Below are 26,896 nucleotides of genomic sequence, written 5' to 3' on the forward strand. Positions count from 1 at the left end.
GTCTTTCCTGTCGTCGGAGCGGGCGGCGCGTCGGATGGCGGGGCCGGAAAGTTCCCGCGTTCCCGCCCGCGGAAACTGTCGGTGGGGCCGGTTAGAGTCCGGTTCGTGGTGGATGTCGAGGAGACCGAGCGGGTTCCGGCGAAGCGCGTGCTGGGCCTGGCCGTGCCCGCGCTGGGAGTGCTGGCCGCCGAGCCGTTGTACGTGCTGGTCGACACCGCCGTGGTCGGCCACCTCGACGCGCTGTCGCTGGCCGGGCTCGCGCTCGGCGGGGTCGTGCTGGCCCAGGTGTCGAGCCAGCTGACGTTCCTGTCGTACGGCACGACGTCGCGCACCGCCCGGCTGCACGGCGCCGGCCGCCGGGCCGACGCCGTCCGCGAGGGCGTGCAGGCGACCTGGCTGGCGCTGCTGGTCGGGCTCGTCGTGCTGGCCGCCGGGCAGCTGCTGGCCTGGCCGGTCGCGCGGGCGCTGTCGGGCAGTGACGAGATCGCGGCCGCGGCGACGTCGTGGCTGCGGATCGCGCTGTTCGGGGCGCCGCTGATCCTGGTCACCATGGCGGGCAACGGCTGGATGCGCGGGGTGCAGGACGCCGCCCGGCCACTGCGGTACGTGCTGGCGGGCAACGGGATCTCGGCCGTGCTGTGCCCGGTGCTCGTCTACGCCGCCGGGCTCGGCCTGGAGGGCTCGGCGATCGCGAACGTCGCCGCGCAGGTGATCTCGGCGTCGCTGTTCTTCGCGGCGCTGGTCAAGGAGAAGGTGGGGCTGCGGCCGGACTTCACGGTCATGCGCGCCCAGCTCGGCCTCGGCCGGGACCTGGTGCTGCGCAGCCTGGCGTTCCAGGCGTGCTTCGTCTCGGCGGCGGCGGTCGCGGCCCGGACGTCGACCGAGGCGGTCGGCGCCCACCAGGTGGTGCTCCAGCTGTGGACGTTCCTCGCGCTGGTGCTGGACTCGGTGGCGATCGCGGCGCAGTCCCTGGTCGGCGCCGCCCTCGGCGCGAACTCCGCCCGGCAGGCGCGTGGCGTCGCCGCGCAGATCACCGGGTACGGGCTGCTGCTCGGGTGTTTCCTGTGCGTGCTGTTCGCGGCACTGTCGTGGGTGCTGCCGCGGGCGTTCACTTCGGACGCGGGCGTGCTCGCCGAAATCCCGCACGCGTGGTGGTTCTTCGTGGCACTGCAGCCGATCGCCGGAGTGGTGTTCGCCCTGGACGGCGTGCTCCTCGGCGCGGGCGACGCGGCCTTCCTCCGCAACGCGACGCTCGGCAGCGCGGCCCTGGGCTTCCTGCCGCTGATCTGGGCGTCCCTCGGGTTCGGCTGGGGCCTGACGGGCATCTGGACCGGCCTGTCCCTGTTCATGCTCCTCCGCCTGGCGTTCGTCCTGGCCCGCTGGCGTTCGGGCCAGTGGGCGGTGACCGGCGCCATCCGCCCGGCCTGAAAGAGGCATCACGCGTGATCCGGCGGGCATCACGTGTGATCCGGCGGGCATCGGACGTGATGCCCCTCCAATCACGCGTGATGCCTCCCTGATCACGTGTGATGCCCGTGACCTGTGGTGAAAGCCACCCGGGTCACGGCTATGTTTCGACGTTGCTTAGGCGATACAAGTAGCAGGGACGGCAGCGCAGGCGTCCGCACCACCCGCACGCCGAAATCCTGGAGGAACTTGTGCCGCCCGCCACCGGCCGCGCCACGGCCCGGTCCTGGCTGATCTGGCTCGCCGCCGTCACCGTCTACCTCCTCGCCGTCTTCCACCGCACCTCCTTCGGCGTCGCCGGGCTGCAGGCGGCCGAGCGCTTCGGCGTCGGCGCGGCGGCGCTCGGGACCTTCACCGTCCTGCAGGTCGGCGTCTACGCCGCGATGCAGATCCCGACCGGCGTCCTGGTCGACCGCTACGGCCCGCGCCGCGTCCTCACGGCGGCGGTGCTGGTGCTCGGCACCGGCCAGCTCCTGCTCGGCGTCGCCCACTCCTACGGCCTGGGCCTGCTCGCCCGCGGGGTGCTCGGGCTGGGCGATGCGCTCACGTTCGTCAGCGTGCTGCGGCTGGTCGCGGCCCACTTCCCGGGCCGGCAGTACGCGCTGCTGACGTCGTTCACCGCGGCCGTCGGCTACATCGGCAACCTCGCCGCCACCGTCCCGCTGGCGCTGGTCCTCGACGGCGCCGGCTGGACCCCGACGTTCCTCGCCGTCGGTGCCGTCACCGTCCTGTACACGCTGGTCGTGGCGCTGCGCGTCCGGGACGTCCCGGCAGGGGAGCAGCCTCCGGTCCGCGAAGCCGTCCGGCCGCGCGAACTCGCCCACCAGGTCGCCGAGGCGTGGCGGACGCCGGGGACGCGGCTGGGCTTCTGGGTCCACTTCAGCACGATGTTCGCCCCCAACGCCCTGACGCTGCTGTGGGGCGTCCCGTGGCTGGTGCAGGGCCAGGGCCAGTCGAAGGCCACCGCGAGCGCGATGCTGACGGTGTTCGTCTTCGGCTCGATGGCAGGCGGCCCGCTGCTGGGCGGCCTGATCGGACGGCGCCCGTCGCTGCGGATGCCGCTGGTCGGCGGGTACATCGGCGGGGCCGCGCTGGTCTGGGCGGTGCTGCTGGCCTGGCCGGGCCACGTCCCGGTGCCGGTGCTCGTGCCCGCGTTCGCGTTCCTCGCCCTCGGCGGCCCGGCCTCGATGATCGGCTTCGCGCTCGCCCGCGACTACAACCCCCTCAGCCGCGTCGGCACGGCGACGGGCGTCGTCAACGTCGGCGGCTTCGTGGCGACGACGGTCGCGGCGCTCGCCGTCGGCGTGCTGCTGCAGTGGACCGGCGGCAACTTCCGGCTGTCGCTGCTGGCGATCGTGGCGGTGCTGGCGCTGGGCACGGTCCGCCTGCTGGTGTGGTGGCGCCGCACCCGAGCCCACCTGTTCCTGGCTGCGGCCCGTGGCGAGGAGCTGCCGGTCCGGATCACCCGCCGCCGCTGGGACGCCGCGCTGCCGGAGACGCCGGTGGTCGCGGCCTGAGCGGTTCGGCCTGCAGCAGCACCGGCGCGACGGCGAACCCGCGCCGCTGGTAGGCGGGCACGGCCTCCCGCGACGAGTGCACGGTGACCCGTTCCAGCCCGAGTTCCCCGGCGAGCCGCAGCACGGCTTCGATCAGCAGCCCGCCGAGGCCGCTGCCGCGGGCTTCCGGCACGACGTAGACGCTCTGCACGTCCCCCGACGCCCGCGTGAACGACGACGGTGCCGGAACACGCGGGGTGACCGCCAGGAACGCCATCCCGAGCAGCCGCCCGTCGCGCACCCCGACGAGGCAGGGGTGCGTGGCCGCGTTCTCCCGCGCCCAGGTGGCGAAGCCGCGCACGAACGCCTCCCGGCCGTCGCCGGGCAGGCCGTCCCGCTCGGCCACCCAGCGCCACCGCAGCCCGGCGACGGCGGCCAGCTCGCCCGGCCGGGCCGCCCGCACTTCGATCTCCGTCACACCCCGATCATGGCGCGCCGAGCGGCCGATCGAAGCCCAAGCGACGGCCGCTAGGGTTTGCCGCGTGTCGAGCCCGAAACCGCCCCGCCGTCCCGCCCCGCCTCCCGGCCTGCTCATCGTCGACAAGCCCGCCGGCATGACGTCCCACGACGTTGTCGCCCGTGCCCGCCGGATCATGGGTACCCGCAAGGTCGGGCACGCCGGCACGCTCGACCCGATGGCGACCGGTGTGCTGGTGCTCGGCATCGAGCGGGCCACCAAGCTGCTCGGCCACCTGGCCCTGGACCGCAAGACCTACCTGGCCACCCTGAGCCTCGGCAGCAGCACCACCACCGACGACGCCGAGGGCGAAGTCCTCACGCAGGCCGGGACCGGGCACATCACCGACGACGACATCGCCGCCGGCGTCGAGAAGCTCACCGGCGACATCCAGCAGGTGCCCAGCGCCGTCAGTGCCGTCAAGATCGACGGCAAGCGCGCCTACGCCCGCGTCCGCGCCGGCGAGGACGTCGTCATCCCGGCCCGGCCGGTCACCGTCTACCGCTTCGACGTCCTGGCCGTCCGGCACGAGGACGACCACGTCGAGGTCGACGCCGTCGTCGAGTGTTCCTCCGGCACCTACGTCCGCGCGCTGGCCCGCGACCTCGGCGCGGACCTCGGCGTCGGCGGCCACCTCAAGGCCCTGCGGCGCACCACCGTCGGCCCGTTCACGCTGGCCCGGGCGCGCACCCTCGACCAGCTCGAAGAGCAGCCCGAGCTGAGCCTTGACCTCGACGCCGCCGTCGCCGCCGCCTTCCCGCGCCGCGACCTCGACGCCGCGACGGCCAGGGCGGTCCGGCACGGCCAGCGCATCCCGGCGGCCGGGATCGAGGGCACCTACGGGCTCTTCGGACCCGACGGCCGGGTGCTCGCACTGGCCGCCGACGAACAGGGCGTGTCCCGCGCAGTGGTCGTGTTGCTGCCCGCCTAGGGTGGGCGCTGGAGAGACAGGAGGGCGAACGTGCTGCGGTGGCGTGGGCTGGGGGACCTTCCCGGCGGCTGGGGCCGGTGCGTGGTCACCATCGGCGTGTTCGACGGTGTGCACCGCGGGCACCAGGAGCTGATCAACCGGACCGTCGCCGCGGCGGCCGAGCGCGGGCTGCCGAGCGTGCTGGTGACGTTCGACCCGCACCCGTCGGAGGTGCTGCGCCCCGGCAGCCACCCCGCGCAGCTGACCACGTTGCGGCGCAAGGCCGAGATCGTCGAAAGCCTCGGCGTCGACGTCTTCTGCGTGCTGCCGTTCACCCTGGAGCTGTCCCGGCTGCAGCCGGAGGAGTTCGTGCACGAGGTGCTCGTCGACCGGCTGCACGCGGCCGCGGTGATCGTCGGCGACAACTTCACCTTCGGCGCCAAGGCCGCCGGCGACGTCGCGATGCTGCGCACCCTCGGCCGCCGCTTCGGGTTCGCCGCCTACGGCGCGGAACTGCAGGGCAAGGAACTGTCCGAAGAGGACCAGTCGGCGATCACCTTCTCCAGCACCTACGTCCGGTCCTGCATCGACGCCGGCGACGTCGTCGCTGCGGCCGAGGCGCTGGGCCGCCCGCACCGCCTGGAGGGCATCGTCGTCCGCGGCGACGGCCGCGGCCACGAACTCGGCTACCCGACGGCGAACCTGTCCACCCCGCGGTTCGCCGCCGTCCCGGCCGACGGCGTGTACAGCGCGTGGTTCACCCGCTCGGCCGAGCCGGGACGGCGGCTGCGTGCCGCGGTCTCGGTGGGCACCAACCCCACGTTCTCCGGGCGCGAGCGGACGGTCGAGGCGTTCGTCCTCGACGTCGACGAGGACTTCTACGGCCAGCACGTGGCGATCGACTTCGTGACGCGGCTGCGCGACCAGGTGCGGTTCGCCGACTCGGCCGGGCTGGTCGCGCAGATCGACGAGGACGTCGTCGCCACGCGCAAGGCGCTCGCGGAGGCCCCGACCGGGGACGAATAGGGGAATCCGCGGTCACGCACGGGGCAGCGATGGCAAGATGCTCACGGACGGTGTGCGCGAGCGGGGCAAAGGGGAGCGGGAACTGGTGGAGGACCACAAGATCGTCCAGCGCAACATCGCGTTGCAGCGCGAGTGGTACGGGGAGCCGCTCGGCGACCGCGTACGCCGCCTGGTCGTGGCGTTCGACGTGTCGCAGGCCTTCCTGGCCGAGGTCCTCGGGATCAGCGCGCCCATGCTCAGCCAGGTGATGAGCGGGCGGCGGGCGAAGATCGGCAACCCGGTCGTGCTCGCCAGGATGATCATGCTGGAACGCAAGATCCTCGTGCCCGAGGTCGCCGCCGGCAACCGCGACGCGATGCTGGCGGCGCTCGAGGACGTCCGCGACTCCCGTCCCACCGTCGGCCGCGACAACATCCCGGTCGTCTCCGAAGACCAGAAAGTCCTCGCCTACCTGCGTGACGTCGCCGAGGACGAAGACCTCGGCGAGGCCGCCAAGCGCCTCGACGACGAGTTCCCGGCCATCGCCGACCTGCTGCGCCGGGCGGGCAACGGCGCCTGATGCCGGTCCTGTTCAGCGCGCTGGTCCCGCCCGACGACGTCGTCGGCGCGGTCGCCGCCGCCCTGGACGAGCCGGACGGGCGCCTGCGCTGGGAGCCGCCGCAGCGCTGGCACGTCACGCTCGCCTACTACGGGCCGGACGACGTGGAGACCCGCGGGGAGTGGCTGGCCCGGCGGCTGGCCGGCCGTCCCGCCCCCGATGTCCGGCTGGAAAAGGCCGCGACGTTCCCCGGGGTGCTGTGGTTGACTGTCGCCGGATCGGAGCTGGCGCCGCTCGCGCGGGCCGCGGGCGCCGACGCCGAGGCGAGGCCGTACGTGCCGCACCTGACGCTGGCGCGGTTCCCCCGGGAACAACCGGCGCTCGCCACGCGTTGGACCGGTAAGCTCGCCGGCTTCACGAGCCGGCATTGGCAGGCCACCGAGGTGGTGCTGATGACCAGCGAGCGCGAGCCGGGCGGCCCCCGCTACCGGGTGGCCCGCACCTTCGAGCTGGACCGCGCCTGAACACGCTGTTCAGCGGGCTGGTAACCTCGACGATCGGGTCCGGCTGCAGTCCGTGGCGGCCGTGACCGTCTTCCCGGCGCGTCTGCGCGTCCGGGGCCGCACGGCACCGAAACACATCGAGGAGCAACACAAGTGGCGCTGTCCACCGAAGAGAAGAAGTCGATCCTGGCCGAGTACGGCGTGCACGACTCGGACACCGGATCCCCCGAGGCCCAGGTGGCGCTGCTCACCAAGCGCATCGTCGGCCTCACCGAGCACCTCAAGGCTCACAAGCACGACCACCACTCGCGTCGCGGGCTCCTGCTGCTGGTCGGCCGCCGCCGCCGGCTGCTGAACTACGTGATGAAGGTGGACATCGAGCGTTACCGTGCGCTGATCCAGCGCCTCGGCCTGCGCCGATAGCTTTACCCGAGGGGGAGTGACCACGCGGTCGCTCCCCCTCGCCACACAACACGGCGCGAGCGCGCGAGAGGGTCCGTCCGCCGGTCCTCGGTAGTGGCTCCCGGGAAGAGTCCCGGGGGCTTCGATCGAAGACCGGCCTCATTCCTCGAGCGTCCTCAGGCGAAACGGGTCCCAGGGTGGGAGACTCGCGTCGTACGAAGGAACCAAAGAGGAGAACTCTCTATGACCGACTCCACCGGAGTCACCGTGTTCGAAACCGAAGCCGTCATCGACAACGGCAAGTTCGGCACCCGCACCGTCCGCTTCGAGACCGGCCGCCTCGCCAAGCAGGCCGCCGGCTCCGTCGTCGCCTACCTCGACGAAGAGACGATGCTGCTCTCGGCGACGACCGCGTCGAAGCACCCGAAGGAGCACTTCGACTTCTTCCCGCTCACCGTGGACGTCGAGGAGCGCATGTACGCCGCGGGCCGCATCCCCGGCGCGTTCTTCCGCCGCGAGGGCCGCCCGTCGACCGACGCGATCCTCACCGCCCGCCTGATCGACCGCCCGCTGCGCCCGTCGTTCACCGACGGTCTCCGCAACGAGATCCAGGTCGTCATCACCGTCCAGAGCCTCAACCCGGACGACCCGTACGACGTGCTGGCGATCAACGCCGCGTCGGCCTCGACCCAGATCGCCGGCCTGCCGTTCTCCGGCCCGGTCGGCGGCGTGCGCGTCGCGCTGATCGAGGACCAGTGGGTCGCGTTCCCGACCTGGACGCAGCTGGAGAAGGCCACCTTCAACATGGTCGTCGCCGGCCGCATTGTCGGTGACGACGTCGCGATCATGATGGTCGAGGCCGAGGGCACCGAGCACACGCTCGACCTGATCGCCGCCGGCGGCAAGGCGCCGGACGAGGCCGCCGTCGCCGAGGGCCTCGAGGCCGCGAAGCCGTTCATCAAGGTCCTGTGCGAGGCCCAGCAGCGGCTGGCCGCCGACGCCGCCAAGCCGACCGGCGAGTTCCCGCTGTACCCGGCGTACGAGCAGGACGTCTACGAGGCCGTCGCGGCGATCGCGACGGAGGACCTGACCCGCGCGCTGCAGATCCCGGGCAAGCAGGACCGCGACGCCGCGACCGACGAGGTCAAGGCCGCCGTCATCGAGAAGATCGGCCTGGGCGAGGGCGAAGCCTTCGAAGGCCGTGACAAGGAGATCGGCGGGGCGTTCAAGGCCCTGACGAAGAAGATCATGCGCCAGCGCGTCCTGACGGAGAAGATCCGCATGGACGGCCGTGGCCTCACCGACATCCGGTCGCTCGCGGCCGAGGTCGCGGTGATCCCGCGGGCGCACGGCTCGGCGCTGTTCGAGCGCGGCGAAACCCAGATCCTGGGCGTCACCACGCTGAACATGCTGCGCATGGAGCAGCAGATCGACTCGCTCTCGCCGGAGACGACGAAGCGCTACCTGCACCACTACAACTTCCCGCCCTTCTCCACCGGGGAGACCGGCCGCGTCGGTTCGCCGAAGCGGCGCGAGATCGGCCACGGCATGCTCGCCGAGCGCGCCCTGGTGCCGGTGCTGCCGAAGCGCGACGAGTTCCCGTACGCGATCCGCCAGGTCTCCGAGGCGCTGGGCTCCAACGGCTCGACCTCGATGGGCTCGGTCTGCGCGTCCACGATGAGCCTGTACAACGCCGGCGTGCCGCTGAAGGCGCCGGTCGCGGGCATCGCGATGGGCCTGGTCTCCGACGAGGTCGACGGCGAGACCCGGTACGTGGCGCTCACCGACATCCTCGGTGCCGAGGACGCCCTCGGTGACATGGACTTCAAGGTCGCGGGCACCAAGGACATCATCACCGCGCTGCAGCTGGACACGAAGCTCGACGGCATCCCGTCGGAGGTTCTCGCGGCCGCGCTGAAGCAGGCGAAGGACGCCCGGATCACCATCCTCGAGGTCATCGCCGAGGCGATCGACGGGCCGGACGAGATGAGCCCGTTCGCCCCGCGCGTCACCTCCGTGAAGATCCCGGTCGACAAGATCGGCGAGGTCATCGGCCCGAAGGGCAAGATGATCAACTCGATCACCGAGGAGACCGGCGCCGACATCTCCATCGAGGACGACGGCACGATCTACGTGGGCGCGGCCGACGGCCCGTCGGCGGAGGCGGCGATCGACAAGATCAACGCCATCGCCAACCCGCAGCTGCCCAAGGTCGGCGAGCGCTTCCTCGGCACCGTGGTGAAGACGGCCGCGTTCGGCGCGTTCGTCTCGCTGCTGCCGGGCAAGGACGGCCTGGTGCACATCTCGAAGCTGGGCAACGGCAAGCGGATCGCCAAGGTCGAGGACGTGGTCAACGTGGGCGACAAGCTCCGCGTCGAGATCGCCGACATCGACAACCGCGGCAAGATCAGCCTGATCGTCGTCAAGGACGAGGACGCGGCCAAGCCGGCCGAAGCCGACGAGAAGAAGGCCGACGCCGACAAGGCCGACGCCAAGTAGGACAGCTCGTTTTCTGGTTCGTGAAGGCCACCTCGGGATGTCCCGGGGTGGCCTTCACGGCAAGCTGAGTAAGGAACCCATGGCACGGCAGGTTTCCGGGCACGAGCAGCCCGTCGGCAGCACCCGCACGCTGGAGTCCACTTCGGACGGTGCGGTCGTCAAGCGCAGCGTCCTGCCGGGCGGCCTGCGCGTGATCACCGAGCACGTCCCGGCGTCCCGGTCGGCCACGGTCGGGCTGTGGGTGGGCATCGGCTCCCGCGACGAGCCGGTCGCGGTCGCCGGCGCCGCGCACTACCTCGAGCACCTGCTGTTCAAGGGCACGAAGCACCGCGACGCCAAGCAGATCGCCGAGGAGATCGACGCGGTCGGCGGCGAGTTCAACGCCTTCACGGCCAAGGAGCACACCTGCTACTACGCGCAGGTGCTCGACGCCGACCTGCCGCTGGCCATGGACCTGGTCACCGACGTCGTGTTCGACGCGCTGTGCACCGACCGCGACATGGAGATGGAACGCAGCGTCGTCCTCGAAGAGATCGCGATGCGCGACGACGACCCCGAGGACCTGCTGCACGAGACGTTCGTGACCGCGATCCTCGGCGACCACCCGCTCGGCCGCCCGGTGCTCGGCACCGAGAAGTCGATCGTGGAGATGTCGCCGTCGGCGCTGCGCAACTTCTACAAGCGCCGCTACACGCTGCCGCGGATGGTGCTGGCGGTGGCCGGGAACATCGAGCACGGCCAGGTGCTGCGGCTGGTCCGCAAGGCGCTCGGCGAGCGCCTGACCGGCACGGCGACGCCGGTCGCGCCGCGCGAAGGCCGCGCCCGGATCAAGACGGTCCCGAAGCTGGCGCTGCACACCGACGACACCGAGCAGGCGCACGTCATGCTCGGCCTGCGGTCGCTGTCGCGGCACGACGACCGGCGTTTCGCGCTGTCGGTGCTCAACGCGGCGCTGGGCGGCGGGATGTCGTCGCGGCTGTTCCAGGAGATCCGCGAGCAGCGCGGGCTGGCCTACCAGGTGTACTCGTCGGTGGCGAGCTACGCCGACACCGGCCACATGGCCGTGTACGCGGGCTGCCAGCCGGAGAAGCTCGGCGACGTCGCCGGGGTCATCCGCGAGGTGCTCGACAAGGTCGGCGTCGACGGCCTGACCGACGCCGAGGTGGCCCGCGCGAAGGGCCAGCTGCGCGGTGGCCTGGTGCTGGGCCTGGAGGACACATCGTCGCGGATGTCGCGAATCGGCAAGACCGAGCTGAACTACGGCCGCTACCTGGGCGTCGACGACACGGTGGCGCGCATCGACGCGGTGACCACCGAGGAGGTGTGTGCGCTCGCTCGCACTTTGTTCGCCCGGCCCGGTGGCGTCTCGGCGGCGGCGGTCGTGGGGCCGTACGCTCACGCCGACGACCTTCCGGACGACCTGCACGAGGTGATCGCTTCATGACCATCAACGTCGGTGTGCTCGGCGCACGCGGCCGCATGGGCGCGACGGTGGTGAAAGCCGTCGAAGGTGCCGGCGACATGAAGCTCGTCGCGGCGCTGGACGCGGGCGACGACTTCGCGGCGCTGGCCGACGCCGAGGTGGTCGTGGACTTCACCCACCCCGACGCCGTCATGGACAACCTGAAGTACCTGGTGGAGCACGACATCCACGCGGTGGTCGGCACGACCGGCTTCAGCGAGTCCCGGCTGGCCGAGCTGCGCGCGCTGCTGGAGCCGAAGCCCGCCTTGGGCGTGCTGATCGCGCCGAACTTCGCCCTCGGCGCGGTTCTCGCGATGCGGTTCGCGGCCCAGGCGGCGAAGTTCTACGCCTCGGCGGAGATCATCGAGCTGCACCACAACCGCAAGGCCGACGCACCGTCGGGCACGGCGGCGCACACCGCGCAGATGATCGCCGCGGCGCGTGCCGAGGCGGGCGTGACGCCCGGCCCGGACGCGACGACGGCGGAGCTGGACGGCGCCCGCGGCGCCCTGGTCGAGGACGTCCGCGTCCACTCCATCCGGCTGCCGGGCCTGGTCGCGCACGAGGAGATCCTGTTCGGCGGCGAGGGCGAGACGCTGACCATCCGCCACGACTCGCTCGACCGGACGTCGTTCATGCCGGGAGTGCTGCTCGGCGTGCGCGAAGTCCTGCGGCGCCCGGGCCTGACGGTCGGCCTGGAAAACGTCCTCGACCTGTGAAGGCACGCGAAGTGGCGCTGCTGCTGACGGTGGCGCTGGTGGTCTACCTGGTCCTGCTGACCGACCGGGCGTTCGTGCTGTTCGAGTCGGGCACGGGCACCGGCATCGCGCTGGGGGCGGGCGTACTGCTGCTGCCGGTCCTCGGCATCTGGGTCGTGGTGGTGACCTGGCGCAACGGCTTGCAGATCCAGCGCCTGTCCCGCCGCCTGGACGCCGAGGGCGCGCTCCCGGACGTCTCCGACCTGCCGCGCCGCCCGTCGGGCCGGGTGGACCGGGCGGCGGCCGACGCGTGGTTCGAGCAGCGCCGCGCGGAGGTCGAGGCCGACCAGGGCAACTGGCGTGCCTGGTACAAGCTGGCGTACGCGTACGACATCGCGGGTGACCGCCGCCGGGCGCGCGAGACGATGAAGAAGGCCATCGAGCTGGAAGCCGCCGATCGCTGAGGTGCCGGGTAGTTCCGGAGCGAAGACCCGCTCGGCTCAGTGGTGCAGCCACCCCGCGAAAACCGCGGGTGACGCGGCAATCAGGCTGAACCGGATCCACCGCCCGGCGAGCCCGGCGGTCAGGAACGTCGACAGCCGCATCCGGACCAGGCCTGCCAGGACGCTTGTCGCCATGAACGGGGGCAGCCCGAGCAGGGAACTCACCCCGTATGTCCCGGCCATCCAGTGCGGGTGCCGGTGGCAGCGCTCGCGGAGGCGGTCGAGCCACGCCCGGATCCGCTTGGTCCGCAGCTGCCAGCGCACCCGCCTCGGCGTCGGCGGCCGTTCGCGGTGGAGGCGGTCGTGCAGGAACCGGGGGAGCTTGATCGTGCCGCGGGCGGCCAGGTAGTACAGCGTCTTGCCGGCGATCTGCCCGACCGCCACCGCCGCGCCGAGCCACAGCCAGTGCAGGCCGGGCTGGCTCGCGCACAGGCCGAGCAGGAACACTTCCGCGCTGATCAGCGGCACGATGGCCGAACCGAATGCCACGCCCAGCGTCAGCAGGATCCAGCTCATCGTGTCACCTCCCGAAAATCGCTCGCGTTCTTCCAAGTTATCAGCCCGAAATCTCCGCGCACGGGGGTTCGCCCTACTCTTCGGCCGGTGGACGGCACCAGAAGATCACCTGCGGGCCGTCTCGCGGTCACCTTCCGCTGGGACGCTGGCGGGGTGGCCGCCGAGCAGCTCCGTTCGCCTGCCGACCGGTTCGGCGCCCTCTGCCGGGCCGTCGTGCGCGTGCTTCCGCTGGGGCTGTCGCGGATCGTGGCGCCGACCTTCCTGGGTTTCTGCCTGATCAACGGCTTCACGTTCGGCGTCGACCTCGTGCTGCTGACGGTCTTCCACGGGTGGCTGCACTGGCCGGTGTGGCTGGCGATCACGCTGGCGTACGGCTGTGCGTTCGGGCTGAGCTTCGTGCTGAACCGGACGTTCAACTTCCATTCCCACGCCGCCGTCGGAATGCAGCTCGTCCTTTACAACGTGGCGATTGCTGTCAATTACGCCGTGTTTTTGCTGGGTGTGGGCGCGGGCCTGACGGCGCTGGGCGTCGAATACCACCTCTCGCGGCTGCTCGCGGGCGCCGGCGAGGGCGTCTTCATGTACGCCGTGATGCGGTGGGTGATCTTCCGCGGCTCAGGCGAGCGCGAGGTCCAGGGTGCCGGTGAGCCGGACCTCGCGGACCATGCGCTCGCCGGTGTCGAGGGTGCGGACCGTGCCGTCGGGGTTCCAGCCGGCCCGGCGGTAGAAGCCGAGGGAGGCGTGGTCGCCCTGGGCGACCCAGGCGATCCCGCGGGAGGCCCCGTCGGCCCGCAGCCCGGCGGCGGCCGTGGCGAGTAGCCGCCCGGCGTGCCCGCGGCGGCCCCACCGCGGCTCGACGAGCAGGGTGGCGATCAGGCCGGTGGTGGCCGCGTCCTCGGGCAGGCTGCCGTCGGCGGCGGCGACCTCGCCTTCGGGCGCGCGGCCGGCGACGCAGAACCCGACCGTGAACTCGCCCTCGGTGGCGACGTAGACGAAGCTGCCGGGGTAGTCGATGGTCTCGGTCCAGGTGCCGACGAGGTCGGTGGCGTCCAGCTCGGCCAGCGCCTGCTTGCCGAGCAGGTCCTCGTAGGCGGCGTGCCAGGTGTCCCGCTGGATGCGGGCGATCTCCGCGGCGTCGGACAGGTCGGCGGGGCGGACGGCGGCGTCGCTCATGACAAGAAATTAGTACAGCGGAGCGCAGCTCCTCCGTTGAGGGCGGTGGTGGGGGCATGGACGGAGATAGCGGGACACCGGAAATTGTCGGGGGTGGGTGGCACCATGACCTCACCATGCAAACGATCAGCGTCGCGACGGCCCGGAAGACGTTCCTGGCCGCACAGGGCTTCACCGACCCACGTCCGGCCGCCGTGCCGTCACGGCGGCATCTGAAACGCGTGCTTTCGCGGGTCCAGCTGCTGCAGCTGGACTCGGTGAACGTCGCGGTCCGGGCGCACTACATGCCGGTGTTCTCGCGGCTGGGCGCGTACGAGCCCGAGCTGCTCGACACGGCGGCGTGGGCGCATTCGGCGCGGCAGCCGCGGCTGCTGGTGGAGACGTGGGCGCACGAGGCGAGCCTGCTCCCGGTCGAGGACTGGCCGCTGATCCGCTCGGGCGCGAAACGGGACGGCTGGTGGCGCCACTACCGCACGCTGGTGGAGAAGTCGCCGGGGCTGGTCGAGGAGATCCTGGCGGTGGTCAAGGAGTTCGGCCCGATCGGCGCGGGCGGCATCGAGCGTGCGGTGGAGGCGGACGCGCAGCGGCGCGGCCCGGGCTGGTGGTGGGAGCGTTCGGAGGTCAAGCGCGTCTGCGAGTACCTGTTCGGCATCGGCCAGCTGACGACGGGCACGCGGAAGTCGTTCGAGCGCCTCTACGACCTGACCGAGCGGGTGGTCCCGCCGGAGATCCTGTCCCGGACGGTCTCGGCGGAGGAGGGCGCCCGCGGCCTGATCGAGCGGTCGGCGCGGGCACTGGGTGTCGCGACGGAGACGGACCTGCGCGACTACTACCGCCTCGGCCCGGCCCCGGCCCGCCAGGCGGTCGCGGAGCTGGTCGAGGAGGGAGTACTGGAGCCGGTGGCGGTCCACGGCTGGAAGGCGAAGGCGTACCGCCACGCCGGCGCCCGCACCCCACGGTCGGTGACGGGCCGGGCGCTGCTGTGCCCGTTCGACCCGCTGATCTGGGAGCGCGCCCGCACCGAGCGGCTGTTCGGGTTCCACTACCGGATCGAGATCTACGTCCCGGAGCCGAAGCGGGTGTACGGGTACTACGTGTTCCCGTTCCTGCTGGACGGCGAGCTGGTGGCGCGCGTGGACCTGAAGGCCGACCGGGCCGCGGCAGTGCTGCGGGTCCAGGGCGCGTTCGCGGAGGAGGGCGTGGACGTGGCGCGGGTCCTCCCGGAGCTGGCGGGCGAGCTGCGGCACATGGCGGAGTGGCTCGGCTTGTCGGGTGTGGCGGTGGGCAGCCGCGGCGACCTGGCCCGCCCGCTGGCCAAGCTGGTGCGCTGAGAGGCGCTTTTCAACCCACCCCACCGGTCCACGACAAGCCGCGGCAGACCCCGGGCTTCGACGCACCTTCAGAAGCGGGCCACCGGCCGGGCGGAACCAGCCGGGGAAGGCACTCCGCCGCCCGCCTCCGGAGCGCCGGGACGGGAACCCGTACCGGATGCCGGCGCATGCGTGGTCCGGTCGACCCGCGCCGCCGGTGCACACGGCTGCGGGAACAGCCGCCACCCGGCCACCGCGCCGGCCAGGGCCGTCAGGGCCAACGCCGCCGCCACCCTGGTCCGGGCCCGGCGGCGGTGGGCCCGGGCCGCGCGGACCAGGCCCGGCAGCAGTGTCGCCGGGGTGGCCAAGGTTGCCGGGCCCAGCAGTTCCACCGACGTCTCGCGGGGCACTGCCGACAAAATTCCCGGCAGGCCCGCGAACGACGCCACCGCCGCCGCGCACTGGGGGCAGTCCGTCAGGTGGTGCTCGTACTCGCGGCGGTCCGCCGGGGACAGCGCGCCGAGCACGTAGGCCGCGTCCCACTCGCCGTACGGATCCGTCAACGCCTGGTCAACCCCCTCTCCTGCAATGCCAGCCGCAGGGCGCGCAGGCCGTAGAACAGCCGGGAGCGCACCGTGCCCTCCGGTACCTCCAGCTCCTCGGCCAGCTCCGCCACCGACTGCCCCATGTAGTACGCGCGGACGATCACCGTGCGGTGGTCCTCCGTCAGCTGCGTCAGGACGTCGGTGATCACCCACGCGTCCAGTGCCGAATCGATCGGGTCGGACCGGGTCACCTCCGGCACGCAGGACGGCACCTCCCGGCGCGAGCGCGCGCTGCGGCGTTCGTCGATCACCACGTTGCGCGCGACCGTGAACAGCCACGCGCGGGACGCCGGCTCGCCCTGGTCCAGGACCGACGGGCTGTTCCACAGCCGCAGCAACGATTCCTGGACGACGTCCTGGGCGAGCTGGTCGTCCCCGGTCAGGCGCCGGACGTACCGCCAGAGGGCCGGGGCGTGCTGGTCGTGCACTGCCTGCAGCAGCGCGGTGTGCGTCTCGTTGATGGCGCACCTACTCGGCAGGCACCGCGGTCCGGCTGCGGAACGCGGGTTCGCGTTTGCCGAGGAAGGCCGTCGTGCCCTCGCGCATGTCCGGGGTCGTGAACGCCAGCCGGAACGCCGAAAGCTCCAGCTCCAGGCCGGTGTCGACGCTGTGGCCGCGGCCGGCGTTCAGCGCGTTCTTGGCCAGCGCCACCGCGTCGCGGGAATTGCGGGACACCGCCGTGATCGTCGCGCGGGCGCCGCCGAGCATCGCTTCGCGGCTGTCGAACAGCTCGTTGACCAGGCCGATCCGGTGCGCCTCCGCGGCGTCGACGTGCCGTCCGGTGAAGATCAGCTCGCGGGCGCGGCCCGGCCCGACCTGACGGCGCAGCCGGACGCAGCCGCCGAAGCCGGGGATCAGCCCGAGCAGCACCTCCGGCTGCCCGAAGACCGCCTTGGGCGTGGCGTAGACGAAGTCGCACGCCAGCGCGATTTCGCAGCCGCCGCCGAGCGCGTAGCCGTCGACGCAGGCGATCACCGGCACCGGCAGCCGTTCCAGCTCGCGCGTGACTTCCTGGCCGAGCGCGCCGAACCGCGCGCCGCGCTCGGGGTCCATCGCGGCCATCTCGCGGATGTCGGCGCCGGCCACGAACGCCGGCCCCGGCGCGCCCGTCAGGATCACGCCCGCGATGGCGGGGTTGCCGCGCAGTTCCGCCAGGGCGTCGAGCAGCCCGGTCAGCACTTCCGACGACAGCGCGTTACGCGCCCGAGGCCGGTTCACGGTCACGGTCGCGACGGGCGCCTGCACTTCGACTACGACGGTCTGCTGGTCCATGCTGTCTCCCTCACGAGTCCCAGATGGCGCCGAAGGCCGGAATCCCGCGGGCTTCCAGTTCCTCGACGACGTGCCACGTTGTCTTCTTGTTGGAAATGCAGATGACGGCCTCGGCGGCGAAGTCCCGGTGCGCCTCCAGCGCCAGTTCGACCAGGTCGGGCTTGCCGGCACTGTCGGTGTCCCACACGACGGCGCCGGGCTGGACGGCGAGGATCTCGTCGACGAGCGCGTCGCCGTACGTGCGCCGGGGATGCCGGGTCGACCACACCAGCCGCGCGGGGGTCTCGCCGGAGAGCAGGTGCGGCAGGCAGGGCCCGATCCCGCTGCCGGTGGCCACCCAGACCACCCGGCGGAACAGCTTGTCGATGTTGCCGACCCCGGCGGTGGGGATGCCCTTGACCCACAGGTGCGACGGCCGGTCGTCGATCAGCGCCCCGGTCCAGTCGCCCGCACGCGACACGGTCAGCCGGAATCCGGTGCGCCCCGGCGCGGGCACGTTGGCGAAGGAATGCCACTCCAGCAACGGGTTGCGGCTCAGCGCCGTCGACGAACCGGCGAACGGCGTGACGCCGTAGTCGAACGACAGCAGCGCCACGTGCGGCGACGGGCTGGAGATCCGCACCGGCACCCGCCGCAGCCGCAGCCACGGCAGCGCCACGCTCGTGACGACGACCAGCAGCACCCAGAACGCCGCCGAGCCGATGAAGCGCTTTCCCGCGGCGTCGGCGAGCAACACCGCGTGCAAGGCGAACAGCACCAGCAGCGTCCAGCCGCCGAACCGGTGCGATCGCTCGAACAGGTCGTGCCGCCGCGCCCGCACCCGCGGCAGCGCCGCCGCGACCATGACGGCGAGGACACCCGCGATCACCCACGAGACCAGGATCAGCGGCGCGGGCGCACCGCGCACGGTCAGCGTCCCGGTGAGCACGAGGAACCAGGCGGTGGCGCACACCGCGCCGCCGACGTGCAGGCCGCCGAAGTGGTAGACCTTGCCCAGCGTCCAGCGCCACCGCAGCGACCGGCGCAGTGACGCGGCGGTGGCCAGCCGGAACAGCAGGTTGATCACCAGCTGCTGGCGGATCAGCACGGCCAGCGTCAGGTTGCCCAGCACCAGTCCGGTGAGGACGTCGAGGTCGGGCCCGGCCATGACCGCGACGACGGCGTTGAGCAGGACCACCGCCGCGGCCAGCCGGTTGTGGTGAGTCCACGGCCGCCGTTTCAGCCGGGCGCGCAGGGAACCCGGCGCGGGCGTGAGCGTCGCGGTCATGCGACGGTTCCCGCGGGCTCGCGGCTGTCCAAACAGGACAGCAGGGCCCGGCGGTCGACCTTGCCCCGCTCGGTGAGCGGCAGGTGGTCGACCGGGACGATCATCGTGGGCACGCAGTAGTACGGCAGCTCGGCTTCCACCGCGCGCCGGACGACGCCGGGATCGGCGGTGGCGGGACTCACGAAGCCGACGAGCCGCCCTTCGGACACCAGCGTGGCCGCCCGCGCGCAGCCCGGCGCCCGCTCCAGCGTCGCGGTGACCGCGTCCAGCTCGACGCGGAAGCCGCGGATCTTGACCTGGTCGTCGGTCCGCCCGTGGTGCTCCAGCTGGCCGTCCGGCGTCCACCGCACGAGGTCGCGGGTGCGGAACATCCGGTGCGCGCCGCCGAGGAACGGGTCCGGGCGGTAGCGTTCGGCCGTGAGGTCCGCGTTGCCGGCGTAGCCCGCCGTGACGCACGCGCCGCCGGCCCACATCTCGCCGACCTGCCCGATCGGGCACGGCTTGAGCTCGTCGTCGAGCACGTACACCGTCGTGTTCGGCACCGGGCGGCCGATGGTCAGCGGCCCGCGCCCGGGATCGTAGTGCTGGACCGTGTTCACGATGGTCACTTCGGTGGGGCCGCAGGCATTGTGGAACCTCGCCCGCCGCGCCCAGGCGTCGGCGAGCCCGGCCGGGCACCGCTCACCCGCCACCGCGACGGTGCGGACCCGCGCGCAGGCGGCAGGATCCACTGTGGACAGAACGCCGGGCGTGGCGATCAGGACGTCGGCCCGGCGCGCGGTTTCCTCGATGTCCCGGCCGCGGATGAGCAGGGTGCCGCCGTGGGCCAGCGTGCCGAGGATCTCCCAGGCCGCCATGTCGAAGGCGATGTTCAGCAACTGCGCGACGCGGTCGCCGGGCCGGACGCCGAGCGAACCCGGGGCGGTGAGCAGGACGTTGGCCAGGTTGGCGTGGGTGACCTGCACGCCGTTGGGACGGCCGGTCGTGCCGGACGTGAAGATCACCATCGCGGTGCCGCCGCCGGACACCGGCGGGGCGTCGCCGCGGTGCGCCGAGTCGATGGCGACGACCCGGCCGAGGCCGGCGGGCAGCGCGGACTTGTGCTCGCGCGTGGTCAGGACGACCTCGATGCCCGCGGTGGCCACGATGTGCCGCAGCTGGGCCGCGGGCGCGATCCTGATGTCCTGCGGCACATAGGCCGCGCCCGCGCGGAGAATCGCCAGAATGCCGACCACCATCGGGATCGACCGGGTGAGGAACAGTCCCACGTGCTGCCCGGGCCGCACGCCGAGCGTGCTCAGTGCCGACGCGAGCGCGGCGGACCGGCGATCGAGTTCGGCATAGGTGAGGGATTCGCCCGAATGCTCGACGGCGAGCGCGTCCGGACGGGCGCGTGCCTGCGCGAGCACGGCGTCGTGAATGCGGCGGAACGGGACCGCCGCGGGTTTTCCGGTGCCGAACCGCTGGAACAGCACGCGGTCGGCGGGAGACATCCCCGGCAGCAGGCCGGATCGGATCATCGCTGTCACTCGGTCACCTTTCGCCAAGCCGACGCGGTCAACCGAGGGGAACGAGACAGCCCGGCGATTCATTCAACGCGCAACCAAGAAAAGTGGCCGATTTCGTGGAAGCTGCCCGCTGTAACATTCATTCGACGGATTCATCCGTCGTTCGCCGGATTTCTGCGGTGCGGGCTTTCTGGTATTCACGCGCGAACGGGCCGTCCCCGGCACCCCGGCCGGGAACGGCCCGTTCTTCCCCCTTACTCAGCCGGCCGCGCGCGTCACCACGGCGTCGCCGGAGCCCGTGCGGGCGCGGACCTTGAGCTGCACGCCGCCCTCGGGCGCGGTGTCGGCGACGTCCAGCTCGCTGGACACCTTGCCGCTGCTGGAGGTCAGGTCGACCTCGGCGGCCGTCCCGCTGCGGATGCCGATCCGCACCTCGCCGGAGCCGGTGATCAGGTCGAGCGTGCCCGACGCGGCGTCGGCCACCGAGAGGTCGCCGCTGCCGGTGCGGGCCATCACCTCGCCCGAGACCGCGCCCAGCCAGACGTCCCCGGTGCCGGTGGCCAGCGTCGCGGACCCGGCGATCGACGACGCCTCGACGTGACCGCTGCCGCTGCGCAGCTGCAGCCCGCCGAGCGTCGGGCCGAGCTTGATGCCGCCGCTGCCGGTGCGGATCGTGGCCGAGCCGTCGGCGCGGTCGAGCTTCACCTCGCCGGAACCGGTCAGCAGGTCGACCCGGCCCGCGGAGCCGGTGACCGTGACGTCCGCCGCGCCGGCCCGCACCTCGACGTGCGACCCCGCCGGCGCGTGCACCTTCACCGCCAGTGCGACGTTGCGCAGCTGCCACGCCTTGGGTGCCTGGACGACCAGGCGGTTGCCCAGCTTCTCGATCCGGCTCTGCCGCACCGCCTCGGCGGGGGAGGCCGCCGGGTCGACGCCCAGCTGGTCGCCGAAGCGCTCGCCGACCCAGGACAGCAGGCTGTTGACCCCCGCCACCCACGGCTGCTGCTCGCCCTGGTCGTGCCGCAGCTCGACGTGCGCGCCGGACTCCCCGTCGAGGACGACCTCGACGCGGCCGATCGTGACGCCGACGTCCAGCTCCAGCGGGCCCTCGGTCTCGAAGTCGTCGATCCGCACGAGGTCGTCGTTCGGGGTGGTCTGTTCTTCGCTCATCGTCTCTTCCCTCAGCCTTCGACCCAGCCGTGCAGGCGCGACCCGGACCGGTCGTCCTTGCCGTGGTGCTTGGACCCGCCGAGTGCGCCGTGGCCCAGCGCCCCCTGCACCGCCTGGGACACGAACGTGTTCAGTGAGACGCCCTGTGCCGCCGCGGCGCGCTCGGCCTGCCCCTTGATCTGCTCGACCAGGCGCAGGGTGATGCGGGTGATGTCCCCGCCGTCCACCGGCGGTGGCGGCGGCGTGGTGTCACGTGGTGTCGCGCGTGACGTCGTCTCCTCGGCGGTGCCGGTGACGACCACGCGGACGTCGCGCCCGTCGAGCCGCACGTCCACCACCTGGCCCGGCAGGGCGGCCGTGACCTCGGCGGCAAGGTCGGCGAGGGCGTTCATCAGCGTCAGGCGGACAGCGGGTTCGAGCGCGGAAGACAGCAGCGCGGCCGCCCGCCGGGTGTGCTCGTCCCCGGCGGCAGCCGTGTTCGCGAGGTCTTCGCGAAGGTTGGCGATGTACGGCGTCAGGTCCATGACACCACTATGACGTCACCAGTGGTGTCAGTCAAGGCCTTCGTGATGTCACGCGGCTCCGCGGTTAGGCTGCCGGGAGTCGTGGAGAAGGAGTGGACGTGGCCTTGTCACCCAGGGTGCAGCTGATCGCGAAAACCGAGTTCTTCCCGCCCGGGGACGTGCCGTGGTCGACCGACGCCGAAGGCGGGGAGGCGCTCGCCGAGTTCGCCGGCCGCGCCTGCTACCAGTCGTGGAAGAAGCCGAACCCGGCCACCGCGACCAACGCCGGCTACCTCGAGCACATCATCGACGTCGGGCACCTTTCGGTGCTGGAGCACGGCTCGGTGACCTTCTACATCACCGGGATCTCGCGGTCGCTGACCCACGAGCTGATCCGGCACCGGCACTTCTCCTACTCCCAGCTGTCGCAGCGGTACGTCCCGGAGCGCGACGCCGAGTTCGTCGAGCCGGACGTGATCGCCCAGGACCCGGTGCTGCACGAGAAGTTCCTGGCCGCGACCCGGGCGAGCGTCGAGGCCTACACCGAGCTGCTCGCCGGCCTGGAGGAGAAGTTCGCCGACGTCCCGAGCGCGACGCTGCGGCGCAAGCAGGCCCGCCAGGCCGCGCGCGCCGTGCTGCCCAACGCGACCGAGACGCGCATCGTCGTCACCGGGAACTACCGGGCGTGGCGGCACTTCGTCGCGATGCGCGCGACCGAGCACGCCGACGTCGAAATCCGGGAGCTGGCCGTGGAATGCCTGCGGCAGCTGCAGAAGGCCGCGGCGAACGTGTTCGCGGACTTCACCATCTCGACCCTGCCCGACGGCACCGAAATCGCCACGAGCCCGAAGGTGTTCGAAGGCTGATGAAACGACTTGCGATCGACGTCCGGCCCGGCGAGTACGCCGTCGTCCGGCTGCCCGCGGACGCCGCGGTGCCCGCGGAGCTTCTGGCGCCAGGGCAGGACTTCGTCTCGGTGACCCGCACCGCGGGCGAGCTGTCGGTGATCTGCCCGGCGGGCCACGAGCCGCCCGGCAGCACGGCGGCCGAGGACGGCTGGCGGCTGCTGTCGGTCCGCGGCCCGCTGGAGTTCACGCTCACCGGCATCATCGCCGCGCTGGCCTCGGAGCTGGCGGCGGCCGGGGTCGCGCTGTTCTCGATGTCGACCTTCGACACCGACCACATCCTGGTCCGCGCCACCGACCTCGACCACGCGGTGAAGGCGCTGCGCGAGTCCGGCCACGAGGTCGTCCACTCCTGACGCGTCGTCCGTGCGGGCCGCCTCGGTGAACTCCGAGGTGGCCCGCACGGCTTTCCGGGGTACCCGCCGGTGCGAGGGTGGTCACCCTTGCCAGGAAAAGTTCGGCATGCCTAAACTTCGGTTTAGGGTCCCCGACAACCGGTGTCCGAGAGGTGGCGTCATGGCTGTGACCGAGGCTGTCCGGCCGAGCCTGGCGTCCCGCCTGCGCACCGGGTCGGCGCTGCTCGGGCCGGCCTTCGTCGCGGCGATCGCCTACGTCGACCCCGGCAACGTCGCGTCCAACATCAGCGCCGGTGCCCGCTACGGCTACCTGCTGGTCTGGGTGATCGTCGCGGCGAACCTGATGGCCGTGCTCGTGCAGTACCTGTCGGCGAAGCTCGGCCTGGTCAGCGGGCGGTCGCTGCCGGAGGCCCTGCGCGCCCGGCTGTCCCGCCCGGCGCGGCTGGCGTACTGGGCGCAGGCGGAGATCGTCGCCATCGCCACCGACCTGGCCGAGGTCGTCGGCGGGGCCATCGCGCTCAACCTGCTGTTCGACCTGCCGCTGATCGTCGGCGGCCTGATCACCGGCGCGGTGTCGCTGACGCTGCTGGCGGTCCAGGACCGCGGCGGGCAGCGAACGTTCGAGCGGGTCGTCACCGGCCTGCTGGCGGTGATCGCCATCGGGTTCCTGGCGAGCCTGTTCGTCGAGCCGCCGTCGGCCACGCAGACCCTCGGCGGGCTCGTGCCGCGCTTCGACGGCGCGGGCAGCATCCTGATCGCGGCGGCGATGCTGGGCGCGACGGTCATGCCGCACGCGGTGTACCTGCACTCCGGCCTGGTCCGCGACCGCCACGGCCATCCCGAAGGCGAGCGCCGCCGCAGCCTGCTGCGCGCGACCCGCGCGGACGTCGGCCTGGCGATGCTCCTGGCGGGCGCGGTGAACCTGGGCATGCTGCTGCTCGCGGCGACGAACCTCCAGGGCCAGGACGGCGTGGACAGCATCGAAGGCGCGCACGGCGCGGTCGCCCATGCCCTCGGCCCGGGCGTGGCGCTGCTGTTCGCGATCGGGCTACTGGCATCGGGCCTGGCGTCGACGTCGGTCGGCGCGTACGCGGGCGCGATGATCATGCAGGGCCTGCTGCACAAGCGGATCCCGCTGGTCCTGCGCCGCCTGGTGACGCTGACCCCGGCGATCGTGGTGCTGGCACTGGGCGCCGACCCGAGCACGGCGCTGGTGGTGTCCCAGGTGGTGTTGTCGTTCGGCATCCCGTTCGCCCTGGTCCCCCTGATCCGCCTGACGGCCGACCGGACCCTGATGGGCGAGCACGCGAACCGCCGCCTGACCACGGTCGCGGCCTCGGTGGTGGCGGCGATCATCATCGCGCTGAACGTGGTGCTCATCTACCTGACCTTCGCGGGCTGACCGGCCCGGTGCGCCCCAGCGGTGGCCTTGGCGCGTGCTGAAAGGGACGTTCCTGGCGTCTGGCGCGACGAAAGTCCCTTTCACCGCACGGGATGAGACGAAAGCGCCTTTCAGCCTGCCGGGGCACACCCTGCAAGCGCCCTGCCCGGCGCGGACGCCCGGTCTGCTGTCACCGTCACCGCGTCACGGAACCCGCCGCCGGGTCACGAATTCCGCGGAACCTCCGGTGCTTCGCGGCGGTCCGACTAGCATCTGCGCGACCGCCGCCCGAAGGAGCACCGTGACCGACGAACAGACCCGGCCGTATCCCCCGCAGGCGCCCGCCACGCCCGGTCCGCGGGTCGTCGCCGGCCGTTATCTCCTGCTCGGGGAACTGGGCCGGGGTGGCATGGGGGTCGTCTGGCGGGCGCAGGACCAGGTCATCGGGCGGCCGGTCGCCGTCAAGGAGCTGCGGCTGCCCGACGCCGAGTCCGCCGCCGTCTTCTCCGAACGCGCGCTGCGGGAGGTGCGGACCGGCGGGCGGCTCAACGATCCCGCCATCGTCACCGTCTACGACGTCGTCACCGACGGCGGCACCACCTTCATCGTCATGGAGCTGGTCGAGGCGCCGAGCCTGGCCGACCTCGTGCGGCAGCGCGGCCCGATGCCCGCCGCGCAGGCCGCGCAGCTGGGGGAGCGGGTGCTCGCCGCGCTGCAGGCCGCGCACGCCGCCGGGATCGTGCACCGGGACGTCAAGCCCGCGAACATCCTGGTCGCGCCGGACGGCCGCGTGAAGCTCACCGACTTCGGCATCGCCCACGCCGTCGACGACCCGCGGCTGACCACCAGCGGCATGATCGTCGGCTCGCCCGCCTTCATGGCGCCCGAGCGCGTCGAAGGCCGCGAAGCGCTGCCCGCGTCCGACCTGTGGTCCCTCGGCGCGACGCTGTTCTTCGCCGTCGAAGGCACCATCCCGTTCGAGCGCGCCACCACTGCCGCGACCCTGCACGCGATCATGACCGAGATCCCGTACCTGACGCGCGTGCAGGGCCCGCTCGCCGCGGCGATCCTCGGCCTGCTCGTCGCGAGCCCGGACGCGCGGCTGTCCGCCGCGCAGGCCCAGCACCTGCTGACCACCGCGCAGGGCGTGCGGCCGACCCCGCCCCACGGCACCGCGCTGCTGGGCGCCGGGCCGCCGTCGAAGAGCCACCGCGGCTGGTGGCTCGCCGCCGCCGCGGTGCTCGTGGTGGGCGCGCTCGCCGGCGGTTTCTTCGCGGGCAAAGCCGCCGGGGCGCCGGACGTCGACCCGCAGAAGCTGCCGGCCATGACCTTCGGCGTCGGCGGCCAGGTCCGGGCCGAGATCGGCAGCAGCTACCCGTGCTACAACGCCACGGTCCAGGAGGGCGCGATCATCAGCAGCGACAACGAGGTCAGCTGCGAGCGGAGCCACACCCTCGAGGTCTTCGACTCCTCGGACGTCATCGACGTCGAGAACTGGAGCAACGACAGCGCGGTCGTCGCCGCCTATCCCGGCCTGCCTGCCGTCACCGCGGCCGCCGAGGCGCGCTGCGCGGCGGCGTTCCGCTCCTCGATCGTCCCGGACGCCAAGCGGCCGGGCCTGGTCTACCGGGCGCTGGTGCCGACCGAGGCGGAGTGGCGGCGCACGCCCGAGAAGGAGGAGGCGACCCGCTGGACCTACTGCGTGCTCGCCAAGTCCGACAGCGGGCCCATCACGGCCCCGATCGTGACCAAGGTCAAGTAGAAGTTCCGCGACGAGCGGCGCGGTCCCGGAAATCCTCCTGGTGACCAGGTCGACGCGGTTTTCGCCGGACCGGCGAGGTACCGTCTCCCCATGTCCAACCCACCTACCGCAGCGCCCGGACGGCCCTTCGGGCGCGTGCTCACCGCGATGGCCACCCCCTTCGACGCCGAGGGGGCGCTGGACCTGAAGCGGGCGCAGGAGCTCGCCGAGCACCTCGTGGAGCTGGGCAACGACGGCCTGGTCGTCAACGGCACCACCGGCGAGAGCCCGACCACGAGCGACGCGGAGAAGCAGGACCTGGTCCGCGCCGTGGTCGAGGCCGTCGGCGACCGCGCGACCGTCGTGGCCGGCGCGGGCACCAACAACACCGCGCACAGCATCGAGCAGGCGAAGCAGGCCGAGGCGGCCGGGGCACACGGCCTGCTGGTCGTCACCCCGTACTACTCGCGGCCCAGCCAGGCCGGGCTGCACGCGCACTTCACCACGGTCGCCGACAGCACCGGCCTGCCGGTGATGCTCTACGACATCCCCCCGCGCTCGGTCGTCCCCATCGAGGTCGACACGTTGCTGCGGCTGGCCGAGCACCCGCGCATCGTCGCGGTCAAGGACGCCAAGGGCGACCTGATCGCCGGCTCCGAGGTCATCGCCAACACCCACCTCGCCTACTACTCCGGCGACGACGGGCTGAACCTGCCGTGGATCTCCGTCGGCGGGGCCGGCGTGGTGAGTGTGATCGGTCACGTCGTCGCGGGCCGCATCGGCGCGATGATCGACGCCTACGAGAACGGCGACACCTCCACCGCGCGCACCAACCACCGCGGCATGCTGCCGGTGCTGCGCGCGATGTCGCGGGTCGGCGGGGTCGCGTTCAGCAAGGCGGCGCTGCGGCTGCGCGGCTTCGACATCGGCGACCCGCGGCTGCCGATCGTCGCGCCGACGGCCGACCAGACGGCCCTGATCGCCGCCGATCTGGCGCAGGGCGGCGTGCCGCTGGGCGACACGGCGGCCCAGGACTGGCATGGTGAGCGGGTGGCACAAGCAGACTCGCGAGCGGCCTACGTCGCGCCGACCTCGCACACCAGCGTTGGGACACTGCCTCGGTGAGCTCACTTCTCGTCGGCCCAGGCCCCACCAACGCCCCGCCCGC

General features: G+C 72.4%; 27 protein-coding genes and 1 pseudogene. 18 read left to right on the forward strand and 10 right to left on the reverse strand.

The window, feature by feature from the left end; all coding sequences use genetic code 11:
- The first annotated feature begins 108 nt into the window (after positions 1–108).
- Both ABJI51_RS18440 and ABJI51_RS18445 read left to right on the forward strand, forming a co-directional pair.
- Complete coding sequence (locus tag ABJI51_RS18440; RefSeq protein ID WP_431605636.1) at positions 109–1,428, forward strand: MATE family efflux transporter; 1,320 nt, start codon at positions 109–111, stop codon at positions 1,426–1,428.
- Positions 1,429–1,658: 230 nt separating this feature from the next.
- Entirely contained in the window at positions 1,659–2,984 is a 1,326-nt protein-coding gene (locus ABJI51_RS18445) for an MFS transporter (RefSeq protein WP_348952263.1), read from the forward strand.
- On the opposite strand, the gene ABJI51_RS18450 is transcribed toward ABJI51_RS18445, so the two are convergent.
- Complete coding sequence (locus tag ABJI51_RS18450) at positions 2,929–3,441, reverse strand: GNAT family N-acetyltransferase (RefSeq protein ID WP_348952264.1); 513 nt, start codon at positions 3,439–3,441, stop codon at positions 2,929–2,931. The two genes, ABJI51_RS18445 and ABJI51_RS18450, sit on opposite strands and share 56 nt — an antisense overlap.
- Before the next feature lie 64 nt (positions 3,442–3,505).
- Here ABJI51_RS18450 and truB point away from each other — a divergent pair, with 64 nt between their 5' ends.
- The 9 genes from truB (at position 3,506) to ABJI51_RS18495 (ending at position 11,982) form a co-directional block, all read left to right on the forward strand.
- Entirely contained in the window at positions 3,506–4,411 is a 906-nt protein-coding gene (gene truB, locus ABJI51_RS18455) for a tRNA pseudouridine(55) synthase TruB (protein WP_348952265.1), read from the forward strand.
- A 30-nt stretch (positions 4,412–4,441) separates the two neighbouring features.
- A complete protein-coding gene (locus tag ABJI51_RS18460) occupies positions 4,442–5,416 on the forward strand; it encodes a bifunctional riboflavin kinase/FAD synthetase (protein WP_348952266.1) in 975 nt (324 codons plus the stop codon).
- A gap of 85 nt (positions 5,417–5,501) precedes the next feature.
- Entirely contained in the window at positions 5,502–5,975 is a 474-nt protein-coding gene (locus tag ABJI51_RS18465) for a helix-turn-helix transcriptional regulator (protein ID WP_348952434.1), read from the forward strand.
- Positions 5,975–6,478 carry an RNA 2',3'-cyclic phosphodiesterase gene (gene thpR, locus ABJI51_RS18470; protein WP_348952267.1) on the forward strand — a complete coding sequence of 168 codons (504 nt, stop codon included), beginning with the start codon at positions 5,975–5,977 and terminating at the stop codon, positions 6,476–6,478. The genes ABJI51_RS18465 and thpR overlap by 1 nt, the downstream gene beginning before the upstream one ends.
- Before the next feature lie 132 nt (positions 6,479–6,610).
- Complete coding sequence (rpsO, locus tag ABJI51_RS18475; RefSeq protein WP_003084034.1) at positions 6,611–6,880, forward strand: 30S ribosomal protein S15; 270 nt, start codon at positions 6,611–6,613, stop codon at positions 6,878–6,880.
- 222 nt (positions 6,881–7,102) lie between these two features.
- Positions 7,103–9,358 carry a polyribonucleotide nucleotidyltransferase gene (locus ABJI51_RS18480; protein WP_348952268.1) on the forward strand — a complete coding sequence of 752 codons (2,256 nt, stop codon included), beginning with the start codon at positions 7,103–7,105 and terminating at the stop codon, positions 9,356–9,358.
- A gap of 79 nt (positions 9,359–9,437) precedes the next feature.
- Positions 9,438–10,802 carry a M16 family metallopeptidase gene (locus tag ABJI51_RS18485; RefSeq protein WP_348952269.1) on the forward strand — a complete coding sequence of 455 codons (1,365 nt, stop codon included), beginning with the start codon at positions 9,438–9,440 and terminating at the stop codon, positions 10,800–10,802.
- On the forward strand, positions 10,799–11,539 hold the full coding sequence (gene dapB, locus ABJI51_RS18490) for a 4-hydroxy-tetrahydrodipicolinate reductase (protein ID WP_348952270.1): 741 nt from the start codon (positions 10,799–10,801) through the stop codon (positions 11,537–11,539). Before ABJI51_RS18485 ends, dapB begins: the two co-directional genes overlap by 4 nt.
- On the forward strand, positions 11,536–11,982 hold the full coding sequence (locus ABJI51_RS18495) for a tetratricopeptide repeat protein (protein ID WP_348952271.1): 447 nt from the start codon (positions 11,536–11,538) through the stop codon (positions 11,980–11,982). The genes dapB and ABJI51_RS18495 overlap by 4 nt, the downstream gene beginning before the upstream one ends.
- A 36-nt stretch (positions 11,983–12,018) precedes the next feature.
- Here the strand turns inward: ABJI51_RS18495 and ABJI51_RS18500 are convergent, their stop codons facing one another.
- Positions 12,019–12,537 carry a hypothetical protein gene (locus tag ABJI51_RS18500; RefSeq protein ID WP_348952272.1) on the reverse strand — a complete coding sequence of 173 codons (519 nt, stop codon included), beginning with the start codon at positions 12,535–12,537 and terminating at the stop codon, positions 12,019–12,021.
- Between the two features lie 306 nt (positions 12,538–12,843).
- Here ABJI51_RS18500 and ABJI51_RS18505 point away from each other — a divergent pair.
- A pseudogene (locus ABJI51_RS18505) lies at positions 12,844–13,086 on the forward strand (GtrA family protein); the annotation flags it as partial.
- A gap of 66 nt (positions 13,087–13,152) precedes the next feature.
- Here ABJI51_RS18505 and ABJI51_RS18510 read toward each other — a convergent pair.
- Positions 13,153–13,710: a GNAT family N-acetyltransferase gene (locus ABJI51_RS18510; RefSeq protein WP_348952273.1), complete on the reverse strand. Its 558-nt coding sequence runs from the start codon at positions 13,708–13,710 to the stop codon at positions 13,153–13,155.
- 116 nt (positions 13,711–13,826) lie between these two features.
- On the opposite strand from ABJI51_RS18510, the gene ABJI51_RS18515 reads away from it, so the two are divergent.
- The gene (locus tag ABJI51_RS18515) at positions 13,827–15,041 is read left to right on the forward strand and encodes a winged helix-turn-helix domain-containing protein (protein WP_348952274.1); all 1,215 of its coding nucleotides are present in this window, start codon (positions 13,827–13,829) and stop codon (positions 15,039–15,041) included.
- 68 nt (positions 15,042–15,109) lie between these two features.
- Here the strand turns inward: ABJI51_RS18515 and ABJI51_RS18520 are convergent, their stop codons facing one another.
- The 7 genes from ABJI51_RS18520 to ABJI51_RS18550 all read right to left on the reverse strand — a co-directional run bounded on the left by ABJI51_RS18520 (position 15,110) and on the right by ABJI51_RS18550 (position 21,366).
- Positions 15,110–15,583, reverse strand: a complete 474-nt coding sequence (locus ABJI51_RS18520) for an anti-sigma factor family protein (RefSeq protein WP_348952275.1) — start codon at positions 15,581–15,583, stop codon at positions 15,110–15,112.
- Positions 15,580–16,104, reverse strand: coding sequence for a sigma-70 family RNA polymerase sigma factor (locus tag ABJI51_RS18525; RefSeq protein ID WP_348952435.1), 525 nt, complete (start codon positions 16,102–16,104; stop codon positions 15,580–15,582). The genes ABJI51_RS18520 and ABJI51_RS18525 overlap by 4 nt, the downstream gene beginning before the upstream one ends.
- On the reverse strand, positions 16,094–16,897 hold the full coding sequence (locus ABJI51_RS18530; protein ID WP_348952276.1) for an enoyl-CoA hydratase/isomerase family protein: 804 nt from the start codon (positions 16,895–16,897) through the stop codon (positions 16,094–16,096). Before ABJI51_RS18530 ends, ABJI51_RS18525 begins: the two co-directional genes overlap by 11 nt.
- Before the next feature lie 10 nt (positions 16,898–16,907).
- Positions 16,908–18,164 (reverse strand): ferredoxin reductase domain-containing protein, encoded by a 1,257-nt coding sequence (locus ABJI51_RS18535; RefSeq protein WP_348952277.1) that lies wholly within the window; start codon positions 18,162–18,164, stop codon positions 16,908–16,910.
- A complete protein-coding gene (locus ABJI51_RS18540) occupies positions 18,161–19,684 on the reverse strand; it encodes an amino acid adenylation domain-containing protein (protein ID WP_348952436.1) in 1,524 nt (507 codons plus the stop codon). Before ABJI51_RS18540 ends, ABJI51_RS18535 begins: the two co-directional genes overlap by 4 nt.
- A 246-nt stretch (positions 19,685–19,930) precedes the next feature.
- Complete coding sequence (locus ABJI51_RS18545) at positions 19,931–20,842, reverse strand: DUF4097 family beta strand repeat-containing protein (RefSeq protein WP_348952278.1); 912 nt, start codon at positions 20,840–20,842, stop codon at positions 19,931–19,933.
- 11 nt (positions 20,843–20,853) lie between these two features.
- Positions 20,854–21,366, reverse strand: a complete 513-nt coding sequence (locus ABJI51_RS18550; protein WP_348952279.1) for a toxin-antitoxin system HicB family antitoxin — start codon at positions 21,364–21,366, stop codon at positions 20,854–20,856.
- Between the two features lie 104 nt (positions 21,367–21,470).
- On the opposite strand from ABJI51_RS18550, the gene thyX reads away from it, so the two are divergent.
- The 5 genes from thyX to dapA all read left to right on the forward strand — a co-directional run bounded on the left by thyX (position 21,471) and on the right by dapA (position 26,853).
- A complete protein-coding gene (thyX, locus tag ABJI51_RS18555) occupies positions 21,471–22,211 on the forward strand; it encodes an FAD-dependent thymidylate synthase (RefSeq protein ID WP_431605637.1) in 741 nt (246 codons plus the stop codon).
- Positions 22,211–22,606 carry an ACT domain-containing protein gene (locus ABJI51_RS18560; protein ID WP_348952281.1) on the forward strand — a complete coding sequence of 132 codons (396 nt, stop codon included), beginning with the start codon at positions 22,211–22,213 and terminating at the stop codon, positions 22,604–22,606. Before thyX ends, ABJI51_RS18560 begins: the two co-directional genes overlap by 1 nt.
- A gap of 160 nt (positions 22,607–22,766) precedes the next feature.
- Positions 22,767–24,008, forward strand: a complete 1,242-nt coding sequence (locus tag ABJI51_RS18565) for an Nramp family divalent metal transporter (protein WP_348952282.1) — start codon at positions 22,767–22,769, stop codon at positions 24,006–24,008.
- A 280-nt stretch (positions 24,009–24,288) separates the two neighbouring features.
- Positions 24,289–25,749, forward strand: a complete 1,461-nt coding sequence (locus ABJI51_RS18570) for a serine/threonine-protein kinase (protein WP_348952283.1) — start codon at positions 24,289–24,291, stop codon at positions 25,747–25,749.
- A gap of 90 nt (positions 25,750–25,839) precedes the next feature.
- On the forward strand, positions 25,840–26,853 hold the full coding sequence (gene dapA, locus ABJI51_RS18575; protein ID WP_348952284.1) for a 4-hydroxy-tetrahydrodipicolinate synthase: 1,014 nt from the start codon (positions 25,840–25,842) through the stop codon (positions 26,851–26,853).
- Positions 26,854–26,896: the final 43 nt, after the last annotated feature.

The organism is Amycolatopsis melonis (assembly GCF_040064235.1).
GTDB lineage: Bacteria > Actinomycetota > Actinomycetes > Mycobacteriales > Pseudonocardiaceae > Amycolatopsis > Amycolatopsis melonis.